At 64.8% G+C, this 16,527-nt stretch carries 17 protein-coding genes and 1 pseudogene; 13 read left to right on the forward strand and 5 right to left on the reverse strand.

Translation table 11 applies throughout. From position 1 onward, the window contains the following. The 13 genes from folD to DBO85_RS07595 all read left to right on the forward strand — a co-directional run bounded on the left by folD (window position 1) and on the right by DBO85_RS07595 (window position 11,043). Complete coding sequence (gene folD, locus DBO85_RS07535) at window positions 1-903, forward strand: bifunctional methylenetetrahydrofolate dehydrogenase/methenyltetrahydrofolate cyclohydrolase FolD (protein WP_108106652.1); 903 nt, start codon at window positions 1-3, stop codon at window positions 901-903. Window positions 904-913: 10 nt separating this feature from the next. Continuing rightward, window positions 914-2,236 (forward strand): ammonium transporter, encoded by a 1,323-nt coding sequence (locus DBO85_RS07540; protein ID WP_108106653.1) that lies wholly within the window; start codon window positions 914-916, stop codon window positions 2,234-2,236. Between the two features lie 354 nt (window positions 2,237-2,590). Next, a complete protein-coding gene (locus DBO85_RS07545) occupies window positions 2,591-2,965 on the forward strand; it encodes a hypothetical protein (RefSeq protein ID WP_146168185.1) in 375 nt (124 codons plus the stop codon). A gap of 28 nt (window positions 2,966-2,993) precedes the next feature. Further along, window positions 2,994-3,563: a dimethylamine monooxygenase subunit DmmA family protein gene (locus tag DBO85_RS07550; RefSeq protein ID WP_108106655.1), complete on the forward strand. Its 570-nt coding sequence runs from the start codon at window positions 2,994-2,996 to the stop codon at window positions 3,561-3,563. After that, window positions 3,560-4,504, forward strand: a complete 945-nt coding sequence (locus tag DBO85_RS07555; protein WP_108106656.1) for a PDR/VanB family oxidoreductase — start codon at window positions 3,560-3,562, stop codon at window positions 4,502-4,504. Before DBO85_RS07550 ends, DBO85_RS07555 begins: the two co-directional genes overlap by 4 nt. A 9-nt stretch (window positions 4,505-4,513) precedes the next feature. Further along, on the forward strand, window positions 4,514-5,539 hold the full coding sequence (locus DBO85_RS07560) for a heme-dependent oxidative N-demethylase family protein (RefSeq protein WP_108106657.1): 1,026 nt from the start codon (window positions 4,514-4,516) through the stop codon (window positions 5,537-5,539). A gap of 50 nt (window positions 5,540-5,589) precedes the next feature. Continuing rightward, complete coding sequence (locus DBO85_RS07565; protein ID WP_108106658.1) at window positions 5,590-6,723, forward strand: aminomethyltransferase family protein; 1,134 nt, start codon at window positions 5,590-5,592, stop codon at window positions 6,721-6,723. Window positions 6,724-6,826: 103 nt separating this feature from the next. After that, window positions 6,827-7,174 carry a DMT family transporter gene (locus DBO85_RS07570; protein ID WP_108106659.1) on the forward strand — a complete coding sequence of 116 codons (348 nt, stop codon included), beginning with the start codon at window positions 6,827-6,829 and terminating at the stop codon, window positions 7,172-7,174. Between the two features lie 22 nt (window positions 7,175-7,196). After that, complete coding sequence (locus DBO85_RS07575) at window positions 7,197-7,889, forward strand: type 1 glutamine amidotransferase (RefSeq protein ID WP_108106660.1); 693 nt, start codon at window positions 7,197-7,199, stop codon at window positions 7,887-7,889. Between the two features lie 463 nt (window positions 7,890-8,352). Beyond that, entirely contained in the window at window positions 8,353-8,694 is a 342-nt protein-coding gene (locus tag DBO85_RS07580) for an EF-Tu C-terminal domain-related protein (protein ID WP_108106661.1), read from the forward strand. Between the two features lie 83 nt (window positions 8,695-8,777). Then, window positions 8,778-9,194: a HEAT repeat domain-containing protein gene (locus DBO85_RS07585; RefSeq protein WP_108106662.1), complete on the forward strand. Its 417-nt coding sequence runs from the start codon at window positions 8,778-8,780 to the stop codon at window positions 9,192-9,194. An 87-nt stretch (window positions 9,195-9,281) separates the two neighbouring features. Next, on the forward strand, window positions 9,282-9,710 hold the full coding sequence (locus DBO85_RS07590) for an SMI1/KNR4 family protein (protein ID WP_233356570.1): 429 nt from the start codon (window positions 9,282-9,284) through the stop codon (window positions 9,708-9,710). 340 nt (window positions 9,711-10,050) lie between these two features. Continuing rightward, window positions 10,051-11,043: a hypothetical protein gene (locus tag DBO85_RS07595; RefSeq protein WP_108106663.1), complete on the forward strand. Its 993-nt coding sequence runs from the start codon at window positions 10,051-10,053 to the stop codon at window positions 11,041-11,043. 105 nt (window positions 11,044-11,148) lie between these two features. Here the strand turns inward: DBO85_RS07595 and DBO85_RS07600 are convergent, their stop codons facing one another. The 5 genes and pseudogenes from DBO85_RS07600 to DBO85_RS07615 all read right to left on the reverse strand — a co-directional run. After that, window positions 11,149-12,960, reverse strand: coding sequence for a methyl-accepting chemotaxis protein (locus tag DBO85_RS07600; RefSeq protein WP_108106664.1), 1,812 nt, complete (start codon window positions 12,958-12,960; stop codon window positions 11,149-11,151). 16 nt (window positions 12,961-12,976) lie between these two features. Next, complete coding sequence (locus DBO85_RS07605; RefSeq protein ID WP_108106665.1) at window positions 12,977-13,630, reverse strand: B3/B4 domain-containing protein; 654 nt, start codon at window positions 13,628-13,630, stop codon at window positions 12,977-12,979. Window positions 13,631-13,674: 44 nt separating this feature from the next. Further along, window positions 13,675-13,848: a hypothetical protein gene (locus DBO85_RS19315; RefSeq protein WP_177429748.1), complete on the reverse strand. Its 174-nt coding sequence runs from the start codon at window positions 13,846-13,848 to the stop codon at window positions 13,675-13,677. Window positions 13,849-13,899: 51 nt separating this feature from the next. Then, window positions 13,900-15,273, reverse strand: coding sequence for an ammonium transporter (locus tag DBO85_RS07610; protein ID WP_108106666.1), 1,374 nt, complete (start codon window positions 15,271-15,273; stop codon window positions 13,900-13,902). A 259-nt stretch (window positions 15,274-15,532) separates the two neighbouring features. Next, window positions 15,533-16,513, reverse strand: a pseudogene (locus tag DBO85_RS07615) (methyl-accepting chemotaxis protein); the annotation flags it as partial. Window positions 16,514-16,527 lie beyond the last annotated feature (14 nt).

Genomic DNA, 16,527 nt, shown 5'->3' on the forward strand with positions numbered 1-16,527 from the left:
ATGAACGCGCCCACTCTCGAAAGCCCACCAAGTGCGGTCGGCGCGGCCCGGCTGCTGGATGGCCGTGCCCTGGCACTGCAGGTCCGCGCGCGGGTCGCCGCCGAGGTGGCCGAGCGCATCGCCCACGGCGGCCAGGCGCCGGGCCTGGCGGTGGTGCTGGTCGGCGAGGACCCGGCCTCGCAGGTCTACGTGCGGCACAAGATCAAGGCCTGTGAGGAGGCCGGCATCCGCTCCTACAGCCACCGCCTGGATGCGCAGGCCAGCGAGGAGGCGCTGCTCGAGCTGATCGACCGGCTCAATCGCGATCCTCAGGTCGACGGCATCCTGGTGCAGCTGCCGCTGCCGGCGCAGATCAACGTGCAGCGGGTGCTGGCGCGGATTCGTCCGGGCAAGGACGTCGACGGCTTCCACGCGGAAAACCTCGGTCGCCTGGCGGCCGGCTTTCCGGCGCTGCGGCCCTGTACCCCGAAGGGCTGCATGCGCCTGCTCGACAGCGCGCAGATCGACTGCCGCGGCAAGCTGGCGGTGGTGGTCGGCGCCTCGAACATCGTCGGCCGGCCGATGGCGCTGGAGCTGCTGAGCGCCGAGGCCACCGTGCTGATCGCCCACAAGCAGACCCGTGACCTGCCGGCGCTGGTGCGCCAGGCCGACATCCTGGTGGTCGCCACCGGGGTGCCCGGGCTGATCCGCGGCGAGTGGATCAAGCCCGGCGCGGTGGTGATCGATGTCGGCATCAATCGTCTGGGCGACGGCAGCCTGACTGGCGACGTGTGTTTCCAGGAGGCCCGCGAGCGCGCCGCCTGGATCACCCCGGTGCCTGGTGGGGTGGGGCCGATGACCATCGCCTGTCTGCTGGAAAACACCCTGGAAGCGGCGCAGAACGCCGTGTTCATTCCCGTTTAGGAGCTTGCAGATGTCGCTCAAACCTGTTGCACGCGCCGTTGCGCGCGCCTTGCCGCTGATGCTTCTCGCGCCGCTTGCGCTGGCCGATGAAGCGACGCTGGATACCGGCGTCACCGCCTGGATGATGACCGCCACCCTGATGGTGCTATGCATGTGCCTGCCGGGCCTGGCGCTGTTCTATGGCGGCATGGTCCGCGCCAAGAACATGCTCTCGTTGTTCACCCAGTGCTTCGCCGTGGCGGGCGTGGTCGGCATCCTCTTCGTGGTCTATGGCTACAGCCTGGTGATCGACACCACCGGGATGGTCGCGGGCGAGTACACGCTGAACAGCTTCGTTGGTGGCCTGTCGCACCTGATGCTCAACGGCATGACCAGCGAAAGCCTGGTACTGGGCATGCCCGAAGGCGTGTTCGTGACCTTCCAGATGAGCTTCGCGATCATTACCCCGGCGCTGATCGCTGGCGCCTTCGCCGAGCGCATGAAGTTCGTCGCCGCGCTGCTGTTCATGGCGCTCTGGTTCACCCTGGTCTACGCGCCCATGGCGCACATGGTCTGGGGTGGGCCTGGCGCGCTGATGCACAACTGGGGTGTGCTGGACTTTGCCGGCGGCACCGCGGTGCACATCAACTCCGGTGTCGCCGCGCTCGCCGCCTGTCTGGTGCTGGGCAAGCGCAAGGGCTATCCGCAGCAGCACATGCCGCCGCACAACCTGGTGTTCACCCTGATCGGCGCGGCGCTGCTGTGGGTCGGCTGGTTCGGCTTCAACATCGGCTCGGGCGTGGCGGTCAACGGCCTGTCCGGCGTGGTGATGCTCAATACCCAGCTCGGCGCCTGCGCCGGGATCGTCGGCTGGATGCTCATCGAGGTACTGCGCGTCGGCCGGCCGAGTGCGCTGGGTCTGGCTTCCGGGGCGCTCGCCGGGCTGATCGGCATCACCCCGGCCTGCGCCTATGTCGGCCCTGGCGGTGCGCTGGTGATCGGCCTGCTCAGCGGCGCGGCCTGCTTCCTCGCCGTGAGCCAGCTGAAGCAGCGCCTGGGCTATGACGACACCCTCGATGTGTTCAGCCTGCACGGCATCGGTGGCATCGTCGGCGCGCTGCTTACCGGGGTGTTCTGCGCGCCGGCCCTGGGCGGCTACGTCGAGGGCACGCAGATCGGTCTGCAGCTGTGGGCCCAGCTCAAGGGCGTGCTGTTCACCTTCGTCTACTGCTTCGTCATCAGCTGGCTGATCCTCAAGCTGCTCGACCGCCTGATCGGCCTGCGCGTCAGCCCGGAAGTCGAGGAGATGGGCCTGGATCTGGGCGAGCACAACGAGCGCGCCTACAGCAACTGACACTGTGGGAATGAACGACGCCGGGCACCGCCCGGCGTCGTGCTTTGTGCATCTCGTAGGGTGGACGACGCCGTGTTCGTCCACCGCAACTCCGCGATGGTGGATGGCTTCGACCATCCACCCTACGAACGACCGACCGTTCGCGACCCGTAGGGTGGACGACGCCGTGTTCGTCCACCACGACCCCGCGATGGTGGATGGCTTCGGCCATCCACCCTACGAACGACCGACCGTTCGCGATTCGTAGGGTGGACGACGCCGTGTTCGTCCACCACGACCCCGCGATGGTGGATGGCTTCGGCCATCCACCCTACGAACGACCGACCGTTCGCGACCCGTAGGGTGGACGACGCCGTGTTCGTCCACCACGACCCCGCGATGGTGGATGGCTGCGACCATCCACCCTACGACCGACCGTTCGCGACCCGTAGGGTGGACGACGCCTTGTTCGTCCACCGCAACCCGACCATCCACCCCACCACAAAGACCCTGCACAAACGCCGTCCGCGCTGCGCCGTTTTGGGCTGTTTGCCGGTCGCGGTGAGCCGCGCTTGTGCAGAAATGCCGGCTGACCAGGGCTGCGTTCTGCGGCTTTTGCCGGCATCCGCCGGCAAGCCCTTGCAGATCAAGGGACAGCGCATTCCTGGCATGCTCCATGCTTTCTTTAAAAGAACAAAAAGTTCCTATCAGGAATTTAATTTCAGGGGCGAAACGCCCTCTCACCGATGAATCGGGCCCGTCACCAGAGGAGGCTTCCATGACTACCGATGCGCCGCAGGCGATGGCCAGCACGCCGCTCTACCAGCAGCAGCCGCAACCCGTCCCGGCCACGCGCCGGCTGCTGGTCAGCCAGTCGCTCGTGCAGCCGGAGGTAAATGCCCTGCAGGCCGCCCTGGCGCAATTCGCCGAGCCGCTGCAGGTGCTGGTGCTGGGCGAATCGGCTGTCGATCCCGTTGCGCTTGATTCCGTCGAAGCCTTCGCCGGGCCACAGCTGCTGCGCGCGCGCCTGCAGACACTGCTGGCGACGGCCCCGGTCGGCACCCGCTTGTACCTGTGCGGCGACGAAGTGTTCCTCTGGGACTGCCGCCAGTTGGCCGAGGAGGCCGGGCTGCTCGACGAGGAGATCGAGCTGTTCCGCACCGGCGCCCGACGCCGGCTGTACTGCGTGCACTGCGCGACCTTCCAGGACATCACTGATGAGGCCCTCTCCGAGTGCACCTGCTGCGGCGTGCAGCTGCTGGTGCGCACGCACTTCTCCCGCCGCCTGGGGGCGTACATGGGCGTGTGCAGCGACCCCAACCTGCCGCGCGCGGAGGTGCGGCCATGAGCGCCGCCATCGAGGTCCGGGTGGCCGCGGTGCGCCAGCTCACGCCGGTGGTGCGCGAATTCACCTTCGAGCCGCTGCAGGGGCGTTTGCCGGGCTTCTCCGCCGGCAGCCACGTGGTGGTGCACATGCCGCTGGCCGAGCGCACCTTGCGCAACGCCTATTCGCTGCTCAGTGACCCGACCGAGCGCGGTCACTACCGCATCGCCGTGCGCCTGCAGGACGAATCCCGCGGTGGCTCGCGCTTCATGCACGAGCAGGTGAAGGAGGGCGATCGGCTGCAGCTGTCGCCGCCGGCCAACCTGTTCTCGCCGAGCAGCCAGGCACGCCGGCACCTGCTGATCGCCGGCGGCATCGGCATCACGCCGTTTCTTTCCTACCTGCCCGAGCTGCGCGCCCGCGGTGCCGACTTCAGCCTGCATTACGCCTTCCGCGGCGGGCTGACCGACGCCTATCGCCAGCAGCTGCAGGCCGAGCTGGGCGAGCGGCTGAGCTGCTACGACGCCGAGGCCGGCTGCTTTCTCGACCTGCCGCGCCTGCTTGGCGAGCAACCGCTGGGCAGCCACGTCTACGTCTGCGGCCCGCAAAGCCTGATCGAGGCGGTGCGCGAACAGGCTGCCGCGCTGGGTTGGCCAGCCAGTCGCGTGCACTGGGAAGTCTTCGCCGCGCCCGAGCCGGGGCAGCCCTTCGTCGCGCAGCTGGCGCGCAGCGGCAAACGGGTGGCGGTAGGCAGCGACTTCAGCCTGCTGGAAGCACTGGAGCAGGCCGGCGTCGAGGTGCCCAACCTCTGCCGCGGCGGTGTCTGCGGCCAGTGCGACACGCGCTACCTGGACGGCGAGGTGGAACACCGCGACGCCTTCCTCGGTGCTGCCGAGCGCGCTACCCACCTCATGCCCTGTGTCTCGCGCGGCCGTTGCGGCAGCGCGCTGTTGCTCGATCTCTAGGAGTTCACCATGCCCGTCACCTTCAAGCCGCTGGAAAGCTATCGCGACGATTTCAGCTTCGCCAACAGCGCCGAGGCGATCCGCCGTTTTCCCTTTCCCTTCGCCGAAGACAGCTACATGTATTCGGTGAACATCGAGCCGGCCACCCCGCGCGAGCCGGGCTCGGTGTTCGCCCACTGGTTCGATATCGACGAGCACTACCTCTCCGAAATGGCCGAGCGTGCGCTGGTGCTGGAGAAGGACCCTGACCGCTGCCTGGTGATGCCGCACATGGCCCAGGCCGCCTGGGACACCCTGGAGATGCTGATGGAGCACCTGGCCGCCGACTACCCGGAGCACTTCGAGTTGCGCCGCGAGGGCAGCGACTGGCTGTGGATCAACCGCCCGCTGCAGATCGAACAGCGCTTCACCTTCGGCGACCCGGCGAGCCTGCCCTGCGAGCCGCTGGAGTACATCACCCGCCAGGTCCAGGGCGACTTCGCCGTGCTCGACCAGCGCGACGGCAACCTCTACATGGACGCCGGCATGGTCACCTGCCCGGCGGACTGGTCGATCAAGTTCGACGCCGGCATGAGCTTCACCCAGTGGCACGCGCCGGTGCCGATGGCGCACCAGATGGGCGTGTTCGAACGGGCGCTGAAGTACCTGCTGAACATCCAGGTCGACCACCCGGTGCGCCGGCTGAACTGGACCATGACCATCAACCCGCGCCTGGACACCTCCTCGGAGACCTTCCACGAGTGGGGCCACGAGCGCAGCCAGATCACCCCCGAGAACGTCGCGCGCAAGGTCCACCTGCGCGTCGAGCTGCAGTTCATGCCGCGCCTGCCGCGCAGCAACGCGCTGCTGTTCGGCATCCGCACCTACCTGATCAGCCTCGAGGAGCTGGCCAGCAACCCGGCCTGGGCCTGCCGCCTGCACCGGGTGCTGCGCGACCTGCCCGAGGCCATCGCCGACTACAAGGGCCTGAGCCTGTACCGGCAGACGGTGGTGGACTGGCTCGCGCAGTTCGACCCCGAAGCCGTCGCCGCCTGAATTCGAACCCGGCGCCGTGCGCGGCGCACCCACATCCGAAGGAGACTCACATGGCCACATCATGGCGCATTTCCGCCCTCGCCGAGCGCCACCGCGCGCTGGGTTCGGCACTCGAAGACTGGAACGGCATGGGCACCGCCTGGACCTACGAAGCGGTCGATCTGGCCGACGCCCACGAGGCGATCCGCACCCGCGCCGGGCTGATGGACGTGTCCGGGCTGAAGAAGGTCCACTACGTCGGCCCGCACGCGCAGAGCCTGCTCGAGTACGCCACCACCCGCGACATCTCGAAGATCTATCCGGGCAAGTCGGTCTACGCGACCATGCTCAACGAGGCCGGCAAGTTCATCGACGACTGCGTGATCTACCGCACCGGGCCTAATGCCTTCATGGTCGTGCACGGTGCCGGCCAGGGCTACGAGATGCTGCTGCGCTCGGCCCAGGGTCGCCAGGTTGCGGTGCTGTTCGATGACGATCTGCACGACCTTTCGCTGCAGGGGCCGCTCGCGGTGGAGTTCCTCGCCGAGCACGTGCCGGGCATCCGCGAGCTGCCGTACTTCCACCACCTGCAGACGCGCCTGTTCGGCTGCCCGGTGATGATCTCGCGCACCGGCTACACCGGCGAGCGCGGCTACGAAATCTTCTGCAAGGCCGCCGACGCGCCGCTGATCTGGGACAGCATTCTCGAGCTGGGCAAGCCTCTGGGCATCATCCCCTGCGCCTTCACCGCGCTGGACTGGCTGCGGGTGGAGAGCTACCTGCTGTTCTATCCCTACGACAATTCCGAGATGTACCCCTTCGCCGACCAGCCGGCTGGCGACACGCTCTGGGAGCTGGGCCTGGACTTCACCGTCTCGCCGACCAAGGGCGAGTTCCGTGGCGGCCTGGAGCATGCGCGGCTCAAGGGCAAGGAGCGCTTCCGCATCTTCGGCGTGCTGCTGCAGGGCGAGCAGGCTGCCGAGCCGGGCGACACTCTCTGGGCCGATGGCCGCCAGGTGGGCGTCATCACCTGCCCGATGTATTCGCGGCTGACCGGCAAGTCCATGGCCATCGCCCGAATGGATGTGGCCTACGCCGAGCAGGGCAGCGCGCTGGAGGTGCGCGGCAGCCTGACGGTGGCGGCGATTGCCCACAGCCTGCCGTTCGACGATCCGCAGAAGACCAAGCGCACCGCGAAGGGCTGAGCCCTCGCGCAACCCGTGTTCCCTGGGGCGGGAACAGGCAGCGACAGGGATGTTGCCGCCACCTGTTCCGGCCCCACAGTTTTTCTAATCCGGGAGCGTACCCATGTTCAGCTGGCTCAACGGTGGCTGGGGATTTTTGCTCTGCGCCGGCATCGCCGAGATCTGCTACGCCGCGGTGATCCCGCGCACCCAGGGCTTCACCCGGCTGTGGCCGACGCTCTACTGCGCATCCTTCATCATCCTCAGCCTGTACCTGCTGGCCCTGGCGATGCGCACCTTGCCGGTAGGCACCGCCTACGCGGTGTGGGTCGGCATCGGCGCGGTGGGCACCGCGATCTACGGCATGCTGGCACTCGACGAGCCGACGCATATCGCGCGCATCGCCTGCCTGGCGCTGATCGTCGGCGGGGTGGTCGGACTCAAGCTGGTCAGCGATACGCCGCTGGCCTGACGGATCGGGGAGGGGCGCCGTCATGAGAGTGCAGGTACTGCAGCATTTGCCCTGTGAAGACATCGGTAGCATGCGCGACTGGTTCGCCAGCCGTGGCGCGCAGCTCGACTACACCCGCTTCCATCAGGCCGACGCCTGCCTGCCGCCGCTAGCCGGCCTCGACCTGATCGTGGTCATGGGCGGGCCGATGAGCGTCAACGACGAAGCGAGCCTGCCCTGGCTGATCGAGGAAAAGCGCTTCCTGCGTGAAGCGATCGACGCCGGCATCGCGGTGCTCGGCATCTGCCTGGGCGCCCAACTGATCGCCAGCGCCCTGGGCGCGCGAGTCAAAGCCAACCCGCTGAAGGAGATCGGCTGGTTCAGCGTCTGGCGCAGCGGCGTCAGCCCTGATGGCTGCTTCGCCTTCCCCGAACGCGAGCTGCTGTTCCACTGGCACGGCGAAACCTTCGAACTGCCACCAGGAGCCGTGCGCCTGGCACTCAGCGACGCCTGCAGCAACCAGGCCTTCCAGTACGGCAGCCGCGTCATCGGCCTGCAGTGCCACCCGGAGATGACCGAAGACATCATCCAGGCACTGATCAAGGCATTCCCCGACGAACTCCAGCCCGGCCAACCCTGGGTGCAATCGCCCACCGACCTGCTGGCCCAGCCGGCTGCCAGCTACAAGGCGGGGCAGCGGTTGGTCGAGTGGGTGTTGGAGTATCTGCTGGGGTAGTGGAGGGCGCTTGCGCCGCACCGCCGAAGGGATGTGCGCGGAAAAACTTCAACCCGCCGGCTTTATTCCCCAACCCGCTTGAGTGCGACCACAGGCCTGGACTAACCTCGGGCCAGCAGGGAACGCACGCCATCCTCCTCCGGGGCCGGACAGCCGCCGAACCCCCGCCAGTATCAAAAACCACCAGGATTCACTGTCGAGCGCGATTTTAATGTGCTGCGAGGTAGTGCAGTTTTTGTGATGAATCGCGGTCGGTCGCCGTTTTTTGCCCATGCTGGGTGAACAGTAGTAATGGATTCACAAAAAGCAGACGTCAAGCGAATGCAGCCGGTCCTTTAGCAAAGCGTCTGAGTGATTGCTTTGAAAGAGATTTTTCCAAAAACGCATCTCCGAAAAATCGGAGTTATATAGGCGCGACCGTTATGCATTAACACTGCACGCGGTCTAATCACTGTTAAGCATCATGACCAAATACGAAGAATTTACTGACTATCACCTTTCCGCCAAAGTATTCGTCATAGAAACTGAGTTCGGTGGCAGAAAGGGCCCGATATTCGACGACTATAGAGGGCAATTTTTATGGCATATAGACGGAGAGACATGCACAGATTGGGATGCTCGCTATGTTTTCGAGGGTGGTCAAGTAGCACCAGGTGAGAGCGCTATGTGCAAAATTGTGGTCTCCAATAACCTTATAAAATACTCTGGTGGAAACTTTCCAGAGGGTGCGCAATTCGGTATCCGTGAAGGATCTAGAGTCGTAGCTGTGGGTGTTATTGAATCAAGCAAGGTGCCAAATGCTTAACAAGGCCAAGCAGCATCGCGCACTGCGTGCGCTGGACCTCGCTACGCTCGGCCGCTGTTGGCGGCGTTAGGCATCAATCAGATATGCGTGAACTTCAGGCACTTATCCAAGATCTAGAATCCCCTGACTCATCTGTTCGAGATAAGGCAGCTTTAGACTTGATGGACATTCAGGATGCCAGCGCAGTAGAACCACTACTTAGAGCAATCGCTAAGCCTGAGAACGTTAATCATCGGGGAACGCTTGTTTATGCTCTAAGTGAATTCAACTGTGAAGCCATTTTACCGGAGCTTGTAGAGCTGGCACTAACCGGAAATTATGAAGTTTGTGCCGGCGCTTGTAGCATCATTGAGGAATCAATAACATCAGCAGAGACCGCTAATCTGGTGCAGGCACAGTTAAAGAATTTCGTCTCAAGTACACAGCTAGCAGAGCATAACCAGATAGCACTGCAACACCTTCTTGAACTAACTTCGTCAAATGGCTGGCCTGCGACATGACGCCTAACAACTGGTTCAAACCGTTCGCTTCGCTCACTGGGACGGGCTAAAGCCCGCCCCTTAACCAAACGTTAGAAAGGAGGCACCGTGACATTCGAGCAAGTTGCAATTGAGCTCAGGCAATTGAGCGAAGAGGTGCCGAAACCATTACGCCTGCCTAGTGAGCACGAAGTGGCAGCGGCAGAGTCAAGGTTAGATGTCTCTTTTCACCCTGAGTTTCGCCGTTATTTGCTCGAGCTTTCAGATGTCGTATTCGGCCCGTTTGAGCCAGTCACAATCACGGCCCCCGACTCACATACACACTTGGACAGAGTTGCTTCTCACGCCTGGTCAGATTGGGGTGTCCCACGTGATTTAATTCCAATATGTCACGACAACGCCGATTTCTATTGTGTGACTAAGGACGGAGTTGTCGTGTTCTGGTCCCATGACATGCAAGATCTGTCTGGAGCGAAATGGCCATCAGTAAAACATTGGATAAAAGATGTCTGGATCGAAGAAACAAAATCTTTCTAACAAGGCGAGGCACGGCGACGGCTTTTTCGTTGCGCCTTCGGCTTCACTGCAAAGCCGCGCGTGCTGGCGGCGTTAGGCACTGCACATGAATATCGAGCAGGCTTCAGCATTCTACTATTTCGATTTCATAGCCAGCGAAACAAGTAATCGGGGACAGACCACGGTTTTCCAAGGCTCGGCGCAATGCGCTGCACTTATGGTGCCCTAACAGTTACGAGGTGGCGTGATGGCGCCATCTGCAGTTCCTGTCTCAAGCTACCTAAAATCCTGAAAGGGCTCAGATTGAGCTGGCCCCGTTTTATCGTTATCCATCTCTGCATGAACCAAGGAGTTGCAGTGTATGTACAAATTCGGATCTTTCTGTCTTGGCCTCTCCATGCTCTGGCTGCAAGGATGCTCCGATTCGAACGTGGAAGCGGTGCGAGATGCGAAGTACGACGGGGGCAGGCACAAGGTTGGCGTTCTTCTCGACAGACGAGAGGAGTGTGACGATCAGCAATGGGAGTCCGTGGCGGATGCCAGCGACAACGTCACTGTGACCGTGCTGTGCACCTTCGAGCTTTCCAGCGCTGTGGTTGAGCGCGCGATGGCGGTGAAAACCGCCGAGGTAGCGATGAAAAAGGAGTCGCTGCTGCAAAGCTATGCCAGGACCCGTCAGCAGGCCGAAGCGTCCTATCACGACGCGGTCGAGGCGGTGGGGCGGGTCAACGCCAGCTATGAACGATCAATAGCGACCGCGGAGCGGGAACTCGAACAGGAAAAAGCCGAGCTGGCCCGGGCCCAGGCGGCGGGCGAGCAGGATTACCTCGTCAAGAGTCTTTCGGCCAACGTCGAGTATCTGGTCAAGGAAGTGGCGAAGACCAAGCAATACGCGCAGGAAAATCTGGCACGCGCGCGTGACGACCAGGCCCTGAGAAAAGGCCAGGTCGATTACCTGGTCAGCATCGAGAAGGACGTCCGACGCGCGGCGGATGATTACGCGGATGCCCAGATGGCCGCCTTTGAGGATGAGTTCGAGCAGAACACCAGGGTGACGAACCTGGTCGCCTTCGAACGATTGGCTTCCGGTCCCAAGCTGAGCGCGTACAAGACCGTTGCCAGGGCCCGTTACGCTACGAAAGAAGAACTGCTCGACCGGCAGGTGCCTACCAGCCAGACGGGGGCAATGGGCCTCGCTGTCGGACTTCGCAGCGCCGATGAAGCGAAGGTGGCAGCCTATTTCACCGAGGAAACGCAGAAGTTGAGGCCCGGCTTCTATGCACAGGTACAACCTGAGCCCTTCTCCTGCTCGATATACAAGGACGGCGTGAAACTTTGCGTCTTCGGGGAATAAGGCAGCTATCGGGGACAGACCACGGTTTCCCACAAATCGGCGCAATGCACTGCGCTTATTGCGCCCTACGAGATGGCCTCCTGCCGCCATCTTGCCGTTCCGGCGTCACACCACCTCGACCCCGGCACAGCGCGCATGCACACCGCTGGCAAAGCTCCAGTTGGGGTCGTTGTAGGTCTGGCCCAGCCAGCGCTGGGTCAGGTCGCGGTAGTCGCGGCTGTTGCGGTAGCTGGCGATGAACTGGTTGAGGGCCTGCAGCAGGCTGGCGTTCTGTGGTTTGCGGGCCACGGCGGCGGAGTAGAACCAGAGCTCGCCGGCCAGGTTGCCGGGGAGGATTTCCAGTTGGCCGCGCCAGGGGCTGTCGCTGCCGTAGCAGGCCCAGTGGTAGATCGGCAGGTCGATGGCGAAGGCGTCCACCACGCCGTCGAGCAGGCAGCGGTGGATCTGGCTCTGGTCGTTGTAGGCCAGCAGATTGGCCAGCTGCACGCGGCCGCCGGGCTGCTGCAGGTTGGCCTGCCAGCGCAGGCCGAGGTTTTCCAGCACGGCCAGGGCGGCGGGGTCGTTGACGCAGCCCAGTACCCGGCCCTGCAGGTCTTCGAGGCTGTTGATGCGGCTGTCGCCGGCGCGGCGGGCGAGTACGTAGGGCAGGAACACGTAGGGATCGGAGAAGGCCACCTCGGCGTAGCCGGGCATGGGCGGTAGCGCGCTCCAGACCAGGTCGACCTCGGCCTCGCGACGCTGGCCGCCGCACTCCAGCAGTTGCAGGCAGCGATCCCAGGGATGCTCGACGAATTCGCAGCGCACCCCCAGCCAGTGGGCGAAGGCCTGCGCCAGCTCGGCGTCCAGTCCGCGCAGCGGGCGGCCGGGCGCGTCGCGGAAGGACAGGCCCTTGAATTGCGGCTCGATGGCGATGCGGATCAGGCCGCGCTCGCGGATGCGTTGCAGGCGGTCGGGCAGGGCGCCGAGCTTTTCCTCGCCGAGCAGACGCTGCAGGGCTTGCGCACGCTCAGTCGGCGGTTGTTCGGCATACAGATGATGAAGATCGGCGAGCAGGCCCTGGCTCCAATTGCCGCGGTTGCGCAGGTGCTGGTCGACGGCCATGCCGAGGCCGACGCCGGCGCTGATCACGCGGTTGTTGGATTCGATTTCGCCGAGCTGGGCGCCGGTCTGGCTGAGCAGGCCGTGCAGGGTGGCGAGGGACTCGCCGACGCGCTCGCCCAGTTGCGCCAGGCGCTCCTCGGAGCTGCGCAGCAGGTCTTCGAGCTGTTCGCCGAGTACGCCCAGGTCGATCTGGCGGTAGGCCTGACGGGCGTTCTCCTGGGTGCGCAGGGCGAGGTCGCGGATCTCGTTGGCGACCACTGCGAAGCCACGCCCGGCCTCGCCGGCGTGCGCTGCCTCGATGGAGGCATTGAGCGAGAGCAGCTGCACTGTGCGGCCGATGTTGTCGATGGCATCGATGACCTGTCGAGAGGCCTGCGAGCGTTCTTCGATCAGCTGCACCAGAGCGTTCAGGCGCTCGCCGAAGAAGACGCGGGTGGCCGTCAGCTCGGCCTGCATGGCCAGGCGCAGCTGTTCGGCGCTGTGGCCGCTGTCGTCGACGAAGCCGCGGGTCTGGCCGACGAAGCTCAACTGCTCGGCGCAGCGCGCGGCAATCTCGGCGAAAGTGCCCTCGACCTGATCCACCGCCTGCAGTGCATGCCGCTGCAGCGACTGCAGCCGCGCCAGCAGGGGCTCCAGTGCGCCGGTATCGGTCTGCGGCTGGGCTGGCCGGCTGCCACGCAGCAGGCATTCGCGCAGCGCCGCTGGCATGTCCGGGGCATCCATCTCCAGCGCGGCCTCGATCTGCCCGGCGAGCAGGTGCTGGCGCCAGTCGGGCGCAGGTCGGCTGGGTGTGGCAAAGCGATTGATCAGGGCCATGGCTTACCTCTGTCGTTCAGGCGACGCGATTGATGCTGCCGGTGCAGCAGCGCAGCAGGTCGTGCTTCAGCGCCTGGGCGCATTGGCTCAGGTAGTCCGGATCGGTTTGCGGGTGGCCCTGGACGATGAACAGTACGGCGCTGCTTTCCGGTTGCAGGGCGGTGGCGGCGCACTGGCGGTATTCCATGCGGCAGAGCACCTGGCCGGCGCCGTCGAGATAGGCGTACTCGCCGGCCGGCAGGGCTTCGTTGCGTTCGCTGCCCAGTGGCTGGAAGGGCTCGCCGCCGCGGGCCAGGGTCAGGCTCACCGGCAGCTGCAGGCGCTGCAGGTCGTGGGCGCCGATCGACAGGCCGCTGTTCAGCGACCACTGGTTGTAGAGATCGACGATGGGCGAGATCGGGCGCAGTGCGCCATTGCGCAGATACACCTCGAGCAGCGCCTGGGGGGACGCCGGGAAGCGTCTGGGCGAGCGGCCGAGGCGCTGGCGTAGCTGGTCGAAACCCTGCATCCGCTGGCGGCTGGCATGGACATCGAACGCTGCCTGCAACTCGCCAAGGCGCGCCGTGAGGGCGCTGCCGTAGTGGCGGTTGTCGAGTGAGTGGAGGCTGAAGGCGATGGCCTGCAGGCCGAGAGTCGGGGGTGTGGCGAGGCGGAAGATCGGACTGAGCATGCTGGTATCCGCCGGGCCGACGCCTGCGCGCCGGCCCGTACGGCTCACTTCTTGGTCATGGGACTGTTGTAGCTGTGCTTCTCGTGGCGAATGGTCGCCCAGACGGCGAAGACGGTGAGGGCCACGGCGATCACCACGATGGTGACGGTGACGGCGGGCTTGTCGGCGAAGGTGAAGATGGCGCTGGCACCTTCCCAACTGCTGATCGGACTGCTCATGGCATTGCTCCTGAAGAATGGCGCGCGGTACGGGACCGCGCGCAAGGGTGATCAGACGGTTTTGACTTCCGCCACCACCAGGGTCGCGCTGGCGCTGTCGGTGCTGACGTAGGTGGTGCTGGCGCCGGTCAGTGCCCACTCCGGGTAGGCCTGCGCCGGTACTTCGGTGAGGTCCAGGCCGCGTTCTTCGGCATGTGCCGGAACCCGCAGCACGCCCATCTTCTTCATCGCCAGGGAGATCAGGTAGCCGGGGATGAAGCCGAGCAGACCGAGCACCACGGCGCCGCCGAACTGGCCGAGGAAGTTCACCGGCGGCACGCCTTCACCCATGTTCGGGTAGCCGCTGAGGAAGATGCCGCTCAGGGTCAGCCCGGCGAAGCCGGCGAAACCGTGTACGGCGAAGGCGCCGACGGCGTCGTCGATCTGCCGCTTGACCAGGAACTTGTGCACCAGCGGTGCGCTGGCGGCCACGCCCATGCCGATCACGTAGGCCAGCGGCGGGTAGTAGACGTCCAGGCCCGGCGCCACCGAGATGATCCCGATCAGCCCGCCGGACATCATCCAGAAGGGTTCGCGGGTGGTCAGGTAGGCGCCGATCAGGCCGCCGGCAAAACCCATCAGGGTGTTGAAGGCAAAACCGGAGAGCGTCGCCGGCTGGCCGTAGATGTTGGTCCACTGGCCGCCGACGTTGAAGATGATGCAGCCGCCGAGGAAGCCGAAGAAGCCGACGATCACCAGCATCAGGCCGATCACGCTCATCGGCATGCTGTGGCCGGTGATGCTGTTGGCGCTGCCGTCGGCGTTGAAGCGGCCGATCCGCGCGCCGACGTTGATCACCACGCCGAGGGTGAAGAAGCCGGCGATCATGTGCACGCAGCCCGCCGCACCGACGTCATGGAAGCCCCACTGGGTGGTCAGCCAGCCGGTCGGGTGCCAGCTCCAGGCCGCGCCGAGGATCCACACCACCGAGCCGAGGATGACGGCGAGGATGATGAAGGCGCTCATGCGGGTGCGCTCGATGAGAGCGCCGGACATGATCGAGGCGGTGGTGGCGGCGAACAGCGCAAACGCCCCCCAGAAGATCCCGGTGGCGTTGTCGCTGATGTTCGGCCCCATGCTCTGGCTCCACGGCAGGGCGGCCGAGGCGGCTTCCATGTCGAGGACGAAGCCGCCTGCGAAGCCGTTGTAGATGAACCAGCCGAAGAAGAAGAAGGTGGGGACGATGAAGGCGAAGGCGAGGATGTTCTTTACCCCGGCGGTCAGCACGTTCTTCAGGCGCGAGGCACCGATCTCGTACGACAGGAAGCCGGCGTGGATCACCATCATCAGCGCGATGCACCACCAGTAGAAGATTTCCATGTTGATGGTGCCGGACATCTGGACGAGCTGGTTGAGCTCTTCCAGCGTAGGAGTTGCCTGTTCCATTGCGGATTCCTCGATGCAGTTTGAAGGTGCGTTCGGTTCGGCAGATCGAGTGCGAAGAAGGCATGCCAGTCGGGGCTGGCTTATTTATCTTGAGTTATAAAAAGTTCCCAGTATGAATTTGCAAGGGCTGTGCCAGCTGCCGCTTTCCGGCTCCGGTGGCCGCCCGGCGCGGCCTCTGCAATGGCGCCTGGCGCAGGCCTGCCCCCTTTCTGTACGCCGCGCCGGCACGGCGCCTGTTATTGGGTCGCGCTCAGTCGCGCTGCGCGAGCATGCTCTGGATCTTCTGCACCGACTCCTGGGTGCGCCGCGCCAGGTTGCGGACCTCGTCGGCGACCACGGCAAAGCCGCGACCCTGTTCACCGGCGCGCGCCGCCTCGATGGCGGCGTTGAGCGCCAGCAGGTTGGTCTGTTCGGCGATGCCCTTGATCGAACCGGCGACCTGGGCGATCTGCCCGTAGGTGCTCTGGATGCTCTGCTGTTCCCGCGCGCGCAGTGACTCGGCGGCCTTCTCGTCGCTGATGTCGCGCACCGCGCCGACCACCCGCAGCAGCGTGCCCCTGGCGTCGTACAGGCAACGGCCGCGCTCGCGGAACCAGGTCTCGCCGCGGGTCTTGTGGCGCATGCGGTACTCGACCACGTAGGCCGGCTCGCCGCCGGGATTGGCGATGTGGTCGGCGAACACCCGCATGACCTCTTTGAGATCCTCGGCGGGAACGATGGCGAAGAAGCTGTCCCAGCCATCGGCGAACTCGGCGCGGCTGTAGCCGATCAGGTGGCGGAACTGCTCGGACCAGCGAATCACGTTGTGCGGATGATCCGGGTCGCCATTGACTACCGTGAGGTCCCAGCACCCCTCGGTGAGGGTCTGCCGGGTCAGCTCCCAGGCCTGCTCGTCCTGCAGCCAGCGCGTCTGCCGGGCGGCCTGGTCGAGGAGCTCGGTCTCGCATTCGGCCAACTGCCGGGTCAGTTGCTCGCGCTGGCGTTCGCTGTCGGCCAGTTTCTCGCACAGCAGCCGGTACTGCTCGGGGCTGCACGGCGGGGGCGGGGTGGCACCGACCTGCTGGCGGAATTGCTGGTGATCCTGCCAGCGCCGGTCGAGCCGCTGCAGGGCGTCGAGCAGTTGCGGATGGCGCTGCAGGCGCCGATTGTGCCGAGCCTCGACCGACTGGTCATTGGCCAGTTGGCTGAGCCACTGGGTGAGGTCCTGCGCGAGCTCCCTGGATGCATCTCTGAACCACATCGGCCACTACTCCT

This window comes from Pseudomonas mangrovi, assembly GCF_003052585.1.
Taxonomy (GTDB): Bacteria; Pseudomonadota; Gammaproteobacteria; order Pseudomonadales; family Pseudomonadaceae; genus Aquipseudomonas; species Aquipseudomonas mangrovi.

Bases quoted from the DNA above. Each gene is read 5' to 3' on its own strand.
- folD (WP_108106652.1), top strand. From the start codon at position 1: ATGAACGCGCCCACTCTCGAAAGCCCACCAAGTGCGGTCGGCGCGGCC.
- DBO85_RS07540 (WP_108106653.1), top strand. From the start codon at position 914: ATGTCGCTCAAACCTGTTGCACGCGCCGTTGCGCGCGCCTTGCCGCTG.
- DBO85_RS07550 (WP_108106655.1), top strand. From the start codon at position 2,994: ATGACTACCGATGCGCCGCAGGCGATGGCCAGCACGCCGCTCTACCAG.
- DBO85_RS07555 (WP_108106656.1), top strand. From the start codon at position 3,560: ATGAGCGCCGCCATCGAGGTCCGGGTGGCCGCGGTGCGCCAGCTCACG.
- DBO85_RS07560 (WP_108106657.1), top strand. From the start codon at position 4,514: ATGCCCGTCACCTTCAAGCCGCTGGAAAGCTATCGCGACGATTTCAGC.
- DBO85_RS07565 (WP_108106658.1), top strand. From the start codon at position 5,590: ATGGCCACATCATGGCGCATTTCCGCCCTCGCCGAGCGCCACCGCGCG.
- DBO85_RS07570 (WP_108106659.1), top strand. From the start codon at position 6,827: ATGTTCAGCTGGCTCAACGGTGGCTGGGGATTTTTGCTCTGCGCCGGC.
- DBO85_RS07575 (WP_108106660.1), top strand. From the start codon at position 7,197: ATGAGAGTGCAGGTACTGCAGCATTTGCCCTGTGAAGACATCGGTAGC.
- DBO85_RS07580 (WP_108106661.1), top strand. From the start codon at position 8,353: ATGACCAAATACGAAGAATTTACTGACTATCACCTTTCCGCCAAAGTA.
- DBO85_RS07585 (WP_108106662.1), top strand. From the start codon at position 8,778: ATGCGTGAACTTCAGGCACTTATCCAAGATCTAGAATCCCCTGACTCA.
- DBO85_RS07595 (WP_108106663.1), top strand. From the start codon at position 10,051: ATGTACAAATTCGGATCTTTCTGTCTTGGCCTCTCCATGCTCTGGCTG.
- DBO85_RS07600 (WP_108106664.1), bottom strand. From the start codon at position 12,960: ATGGCCCTGATCAATCGCTTTGCCACACCCAGCCGACCTGCGCCCGAC.
- DBO85_RS07605 (WP_108106665.1), bottom strand. From the start codon at position 13,630: ATGCTCAGTCCGATCTTCCGCCTCGCCACACCCCCGACTCTCGGCCTG.
- DBO85_RS19315 (WP_177429748.1), bottom strand. From the start codon at position 13,848: ATGAGCAGTCCGATCAGCAGTTGGGAAGGTGCCAGCGCCATCTTCACC.
- DBO85_RS07610 (WP_108106666.1), bottom strand. From the start codon at position 15,273: ATGGAACAGGCAACTCCTACGCTGGAAGAGCTCAACCAGCTCGTCCAG.